This window comes from Roseicyclus amphidinii (assembly GCF_030163755.1).
Taxonomy (GTDB): Bacteria; Pseudomonadota; Alphaproteobacteria; order Rhodobacterales; family Rhodobacteraceae; genus Roseicyclus; species Roseicyclus amphidinii.
The window spans coordinates 22679-29074 of the sequence record NZ_JASJOE010000043.1; the positions used below are offsets into that span (position 1 = coordinate 22679).

A 6396-nucleotide genomic window follows, 5' to 3' on the forward strand; every position below is an offset into this window, starting at 1 on the left:
TCAGGGCTCCTTATTCGGCGGCGATGGGCTGCGGGCGGGCGCGGACGGCGGCCTTGGCCGCCTCGGCCAGCGTGTCGGCTGAGATGAGGGGCAGGCCGGAATTGCGGATGATCTCGCGGCCTTCCTCCACATTCGTGCCCGACAGGCGGACGACGACGGGCAGGCTCAGCCCCACCTCCTCGTAGGCCTGCACCACGCCGCGGGCGATCCAGTCGCAGCGGTTGATGCCCGCGAAGATGTTGACGAGGATCACGCCGACATTCGCGTCGGCCAGAACCGTGCGGAAGGCCGTGACGACGCGTTCCGGCGAGGCCCCCCCGCCGATGTCGAGGAAATTGGCGGGCTCGCCCCCGGCGAGCTTGATCATGTCCATCGTCGCCATGGCGAGGCCCGCACCGTTGATGATGCAACCGATGTCACCGTCGAGGCCCACGTAGGCGAGCCCATGGTCATGGGCCATCGCCTCGCGCGGGTCCTCCTGGCCGGGGTCGCGCAGCGCCTCGACCTGGGGGCGGCGGTAGAGCGCGTTGGTGTCGAAGGACATCTTGGCATCCAGCGCGACAAGGTCGCCCGCGCCGGTGATCGCCAGCGGGTTGATCTCGACCATCATGGCATCCAGGTCGCGGTAGGCGCGGTAGCAGGCGCGCAGCGTGGTGACGAATTGCGCGATCTGCTTGCCCGAAAGGCCGAGCCGGAACGCCAGTTCCCGCGCCTGGTAGTCGACCAGCCCCGCGGCGGGGTCGATGACCATGCGGACAAGGCTGTCGGGGTCGGTCTCGGCCAGTTCCTCGATCTCCATGCCGCCATGGCCGGAGGCCACGATCATGATGCGCTCGGATTTCCGGTCGAGCACGAAGCCGAGGTAGATCTCCTGCGCGATGTCGGTCGCCTCCTCGATCCAGAGGCGGTGGACGGTCTTGCCGCCCGCCCCGGTCTGGCGGGTGACCAGCGTCTTGCCCAGAAGACCGGCGGCGTAGGCGCGGACCTCGTCCTCGGTCTTGCAGACCCGCACGCCGCCCGCCTCACCACGGCCACCGGAATGGATCTGCGCCTTGACCACGCAGATGCCGCCGCCCAGTTGCCGGCAGGCATAGGCGGCCTGCTCGGGGCTGTAGGCGAGGTGGCCCTTGGGGACCGGCACGCCGAACTGGGCGAGGATGTCCTTGGCCTGATGCTCGTGGATGTCCATGTGTTTTCCTCCCTTTGGTGGGCCGTCACTCGGCCGCGATGGGTTTCGCGGCGATGGCACTGGCCATGTCGATCACGTTGCGGGCCATCTTCTCGCTGGCCGCGTCGATCATCTTGCCGTCGAGGCTGGCCGCGCCCTTGCCCTGCGCCTCGGCGGCGCGCAGTTCCTCGATGATGCGCTGCGCCTTGGAGACCTCGGCCTCGGGCGGGCTGAAGACCTCGTTGGCCATGGCGACCTGGCTGGGGTGGATCGCCCATTTGCCCTCGCAGCCGAGCGCCGCGGCGCGTCGCGCGCCCGCCTTGTAGCCCTCGGGGTCGCTGAAATCGCCGAAGGGCCCGTCGATCGCGCGCAACCCGTAGGCGCGGCAGGCGATCACCATGCGCGTGATCGAGGCATGCCACTGGTCGCCGGGGTAGTCGGGGTTCAGACCGCCGATATTCGTGGTCCGCGCGCGCATGCTGGCCGCGTAATCGGCGACGCCGAAATGCAAGGCTTCCAGACGGCCGCCGAATTGCGCGATGGCCTCGACATTGGCCATGCCGAGCGCGGTTTCGATCAGCGCCTCTAGGCCCACGCGGGTCGCAACGCCGGTGCCCTGCTCGATCTGGTTCACCATCGCCTCGACCATGTAGAGGTCGGCGGGCACGCCCACCTTGGGCACCAGCAGCGTGTGGACGCGGTCGCCCGCCTGTTCCATCACGTCGACCACGTCGCGGTACATGTAATGGGTATCCAGCCCGTTGATCCGCACCGACACGGTCTTGCCCTTGGCGGCCCAGTCGATGTCGTTCAGCGCCTGCACCGCGTTGCGGCGGGCCTGTTCCTTCTCGGGCGGGGCGACAGCATCCTCGAGGTCGAGGAAGACGTAATCGGCGGCGCTTTCGGCGGCCTTGTCGATCATCGTGGGGTTCGAGGCCGGAACGGCCAGTTCCGAGCGCTGAAGGCGCTGGCGGCGAAGCGGGTGGAGCGTGTGGGACATGGGGCTAACTCTCTGGCACGGGGGGTTATTCGGCGGCGCAGGCGGGGCGGCCCGCCAGGCGGACAAGCCCGGCCTCGGGGTCGCGGATGACGATGTCGGCCTCGGGCGCGGCGCTGGCGGGCGTCGTGCTCGCATCGACCAGCAGCAGCGCGTCGTGAAAGCATGCGTCGAGCGCGCGGCGGGCCGCTGCGGGGTCCGCCTCACCCGTCACCAGCAGAACCGCCTTGATCGCGCCGAACCGGTCCGCGCCGAGATGGCGGGCAAGGGCGGCCTCGCGCGCATCGTCCAGCCGCTCGACCGACAGGCCGATGTGTGCCGCCACCCCGGCCCAGATCGTGCCGAGCGGGCCCGCGCCCGCCACCAGCACGCGGTCGCCGGGCGAAAGCGTGCGGGCCATCACGGCCTCCCACGCGGTCGCGGTCCTGCCGTGCAGGACATGCAGCCCGGCGGACACGGGCCGCCGCGGGGCAGGGGCTGCGGGGATGGGGCGGGGGTGTCGGGGCGTCATGGCGGCATCTCCAATGCGGGATGGGCCAAGCATGCCTGTCAAACGCGCCATCGCAAAAACCTTGCGGGTCCTGCTGTGAATGCGAGAATTTACATGATATGATTTTTGTGAAAATGTAAAATTTTCGGTATACAAAGGTATGAAAACCTTCATCGGTCCAAGGCTGCGCCGCTTGCGCACCGACAACGGCCAGACGCAGGCCCAGATGGGCCGCGCGCTGGGCATCAGCACCTCCTACGTGAACCTTCTGGAAAAGAACGAACGCTCTGTTTCCGTTCCGGTTCTGCTGAAACTCTTCGAGGTCTACGGCGTCGACTGGCGCGACATCGCCGAGGATGACGAGACCGCCCAACTGGCCGATCTGCGCGCCGCTTTGGCCGATCCTCTGTTCGAAGACGGCCGTCCCGACCTGGCCCAGGTCCGTGCCGCGCTGACCCATGCGCCCGATCTGGCCGCCTGTTTTCTGCGCCTGCATCGCGCCTATCTTGCCACGACCGACCAGTTGATGAGCGTCGCCGAGGCGGGCGAGGGGGGCGGGGGGCTGTTGTTTTCCTCGCCCGAGGCGACGGTCCACAACTTCTTTCGCAAGAACCGGAATCACTTCGAACTGCTGGAACAGGCGGCCGAGACGTTCTGGGACGGCCCGCCGCCTGCCGCCGATGACATCTATGCCGGCCTGAAACAGCGGCTGATGGACCGGCTTGGCGTGAGGGTGCAGTTGATGCGCGTGGCCGAAATGCCGGGCACGCTCCGGGAATACGACGAGCGACGGCGGCTCATTCTTCTATCAGAAGCTCTCGACCATCCCAACAGGGTATTCCAGCTTGTCCATGTCGCGGGGCTGATCGAACAGCGCGGCGCCATCGACGGGCTTCTGACCGAATCCGGCCTTGATGACGCCCATGGGCGCGCGCGCTGCCGGGTGGAACTGGCCAATTACTTCGCCGCCGCCGTTCTAATGCCCTACGGCCCCTTCCTCGCCGAGGCGCTGGCCTCGAAATATGATTTCGACCATCTCGCCACGCGCTTCGGCGTCAGCTTCGAACAGGCCTGCCACCGCGCCACCACGCTTCAGCGGCGCGGCGCGCCGGGCGTGCCCTTCTTCTTTCTCCGGATCGACAAGGCGGGCAACGTCACCAAGCGGTTCAACGCGACCGATTTCCACCTCGCCGAGCATGGCGGGGCCTGCCCGCGCCTCGATGTCCACAGTTCCTTCCGCATGCCGGGGCGCATCTGGCCGCAAAAGGTCGAGATGCCCGACCAGAGCCGCTTTTTCGTCTTCTCGCGCACCGTCGACCGCCCGACCTTCGCCCGCGACCGGCAGGATGTGCGCCTTGCCGTCGCCATGGGCTGCGCCGCCGAGCACATGGGCGCCATCGGCTATGCCGAGACGCTGGCCACCGCCGATGCGCCCGTCACCGAGATCGGCATCAACTGCCGCATCTGCCCGCGCAACAACTGCGACCAGCGCGCGCATCACGCCGTAGCCCTGGCCGATCCGGTGGACGAACGCCGCCGCGGGGCGACGCGCTACTCGGCCTGACGGGTCGTCGCAATTGCAACGAATATTGACAGGCGCGGCATGGCCATGAGACAAGCGGGACGAGCGGTGGCGCTGTCCACCGATCCCCGCGGGCCGGGACCATGTTTCGCTGCGTGAAGGGCACGTACACGCGGCGCGAAGCAAGGGAGGACCGTCATGGGACCTTTTCCGCATGATGCGCCCAAGGCGCAGATCGACGCCGTGAACATCGCGGGCACCGACGGGTTCGAATTCGTCGAATTCGCCCATCCTGAGCCCGAGGAGCTGGAGCGCCTCTTCACCGCCATGGGCTATGTCGAGGTCGCGCGCCACAAGCGCCGCGATATCTCGCTCTACCGGCAGGGCGACATCACCTATGTGTTGAACCGCGACCCGAACACCCACGCCGCCCGTTTCGTCGCGGCGCACGGCCCCTGCGCCCCCGCGATGGCCTGGCGCGTGGTCGATGCGCAGCACGCGCTGCGCTGCGCGCTCGACTACGGGGCCGAGGAATACACCGGAGACGACAAGACGCTCGACGTGCCCGCCGTCATCGGCATCGGCGGCTCGCTCCTGTATTTCGTCGACACCTATGGCGAAGAGGGCAGCCCCTATTCCGCAGACTACGACTGGCTGGACGAGGTGGACCCGAGGCCCGAGGGCGCGGGCTTCTTCTACCTCGACCACCTGACCCACAACGTGCAGCGCGGCAACATGAGCACCTGGTATGATTTCTACGCCAAGGCGTTCAATTTCCGCGAGATCCGGTATTTCGACATCAAGGGCCAGCAGACCGGCCTGTTCTCGCGCGCGCTGACCAGCCCCGACGGCAAGATCCGCATTCCGATCAACGAAAGCGCGGACGAGACCAGCCAGATCGAGGAATACCTGCGCGAATACAAGGGCGAGGGGATCCAGCATATCGCGGTTGCCACGAATGACATCTACGCCTCGGTCGACCGGATCGCGGCGAATGGCATCGCCTTCATGCCGCCGCCGCCCAAGGCCTATTACGCCATGAGCCACAAGCGCGTGGCAGGCCACGAGGAGCCGCTCGAGCGGATGATGGAACACGGCATCCTGATCGACGGCGAGGGGGTCGTGGATGGCGGCCGGACGCGCATCCTGTTGCAGATCTTCTCGAAGACCGTGATCGGTCCGATCTTCTTCGAGTTCATCCAGCGCAAGGGCGACGACGGCTTCGGCGAAGGGAATTTCAAGGCGCTCTTCGAGTCGATCGAGCGCGACCAGATCGAGCGCGGCGTGCTCAAGGCCTCGGGCTGAGGATTGCGATGAACCGCGACGCGTGGAAGGATTTCCCCGGCGCGCCGGGGCGGGGGGCGGTGATCTGCGCCGCCTCCGACCTGCCCGAGCGCGGTGTTCGTAGCTTCGATCTCGACGGGTTCCCCGTGATCCTCGTGGCCTCGGCCGAAGGTTTGCGCGCCTATGTCAATGCCTGCCCGCACCAGTTCCTGCCGCTCGACTGGCGCTCGGGGAACATCCTGTCGCCCGACGGCGAAACCCTGCGCTGCTCCAACCATGACGCGGGCTTCGACGCCTGCACCGGCGCGGGGCTCGACGGGCTGGGGCAGGGCTGCGCGCTCGACCCCGTGCCGGTCACGCTCAGGGACGGGTGGCTCGTGATCGGCTGATCCCCCCTCACATCAGCAGGAAGATGGAGATGGATGGGAACGCGACGAGGAGGGCGACGCGGAGGATGTCGGAGGTGACGAACCACATGACGGCCTTGTAGGTGGCGGTCATGGGGGTTTCGCGGTCCATCGCGTTGATGATGAAGAGGTTCATGCCGACGGGCGGCGTGATGAGGCCGACCTCGACGACGATCAGGACGAGGATGCCGAACCAGATCGCCGTGAGCGTCTGGTTGAAATCGGCATGCATGGCTTCCGTGACGGGGCGCAGGCCGAGGGCGCGGAATTCCTCGCGCACCAGGGGCACGCCCTCGGCCAGCTTGGCCTGGGCCTCGGCCAGCAGGTCGGGGGCCATGGCGATGCCTTGGGCGATGCCCTCGGCGAGGCGGGCGGCCTGCATGTCGATGAGCGAGATCAGGCCGAAATCCATCACCTGCATCACCGGCCAGAAGATCGGGATGGTCAGCAGGATCATCGACAGGCTGTCCATCAGGCAGCCCATCACCAGGTAGAAGACGAGGATCAGGATCAGCACGGTGAGCGGCG

Annotated in this window: 7 protein-coding genes; 3 read left to right on the forward strand and 4 right to left on the reverse strand. The window is 67.2% G+C overall.

Annotated features, from left to right (window positions below; genetic code table 11):
- Positions 1-10: 10 nt before the first annotated feature.
- Genes QQK83_RS13855 through QQK83_RS13865 form a run of 3 tightly spaced genes read right to left on the reverse strand, consistent with a single transcriptional unit; the run spans position 11 to position 2565 of the window.
- Complete coding sequence (locus QQK83_RS13855; RefSeq protein WP_284265167.1) at positions 11-1189, reverse strand: malate--CoA ligase subunit beta; 1179 nt, start codon at positions 1187-1189, stop codon at positions 11-13.
- 25 nt (positions 1190-1214) lie between these two features.
- Positions 1215-2168, reverse strand: a complete 954-nt coding sequence (locus QQK83_RS13860) for an HpcH/HpaI aldolase/citrate lyase family protein (protein WP_284265170.1) — start codon at positions 2166-2168, stop codon at positions 1215-1217.
- 25 nt (positions 2169-2193) lie between these two features.
- Positions 2194-2565, reverse strand: a complete 372-nt coding sequence (locus QQK83_RS13865; protein WP_284265172.1) for a hypothetical protein — start codon at positions 2563-2565, stop codon at positions 2194-2196.
- Between the two features lie 250 nt (positions 2566-2815).
- On the opposite strand from QQK83_RS13865, the gene QQK83_RS13870 reads away from it, so the two are divergent.
- The 3 genes from QQK83_RS13870 (at position 2816) to QQK83_RS13880 (ending at position 5850) form a co-directional block, all read left to right on the forward strand.
- Entirely contained in the window at positions 2816-4219 is a 1404-nt protein-coding gene (locus tag QQK83_RS13870; RefSeq protein ID WP_284265174.1) for a helix-turn-helix domain-containing protein, read from the forward strand.
- A 156-nt stretch (positions 4220-4375) separates the two neighbouring features.
- Positions 4376-5482: a 4-hydroxyphenylpyruvate dioxygenase gene (gene hppD / locus QQK83_RS13875; RefSeq protein WP_284265176.1), complete on the forward strand. Its 1107-nt coding sequence runs from the start codon at positions 4376-4378 to the stop codon at positions 5480-5482.
- 8 nt (positions 5483-5490) lie between these two features.
- Positions 5491-5850: a Rieske (2Fe-2S) protein gene (locus tag QQK83_RS13880; protein ID WP_284265178.1), complete on the forward strand. Its 360-nt coding sequence runs from the start codon at positions 5491-5493 to the stop codon at positions 5848-5850.
- 7 nt (positions 5851-5857) lie between these two features.
- On the opposite strand, the gene QQK83_RS13885 is transcribed toward QQK83_RS13880, so the two are convergent.
- Positions 5858-6396, reverse strand: a 539-nt coding sequence (locus QQK83_RS13885) for a TRAP transporter large permease subunit (RefSeq protein ID WP_284265180.1), incomplete at its 5' end; no start/stop codon positions are given.

Excerpts from the sequence above, each read along its gene's own strand:
- hppD (WP_284265176.1), top strand. The coding sequence starts at position 4,376 with ATGGGACCTTTTCCGCATGATGCGCCCAAGGCGCAGATCGACGCCGTG.
- QQK83_RS13865 (WP_284265172.1), bottom strand. The coding sequence starts at position 2,565 with ATGGCCCGCACGCTTTCGCCCGGCGACCGCGTGCTGGTGGCGGGCGCG.
- QQK83_RS13860 (WP_284265170.1), bottom strand. The coding sequence starts at position 2,168 with ATGTCCCACACGCTCCACCCGCTTCGCCGCCAGCGCCTTCAGCGCTCG.
- QQK83_RS13870 (WP_284265174.1), top strand. The coding sequence starts at position 2,816 with ATGAAAACCTTCATCGGTCCAAGGCTGCGCCGCTTGCGCACCGACAAC.
- QQK83_RS13855 (WP_284265167.1), bottom strand. The coding sequence starts at position 1,189 with ATGGACATCCACGAGCATCAGGCCAAGGACATCCTCGCCCAGTTCGGC.
- QQK83_RS13880 (WP_284265178.1), top strand. The coding sequence starts at position 5,491 with ATGAACCGCGACGCGTGGAAGGATTTCCCCGGCGCGCCGGGGCGGGGG.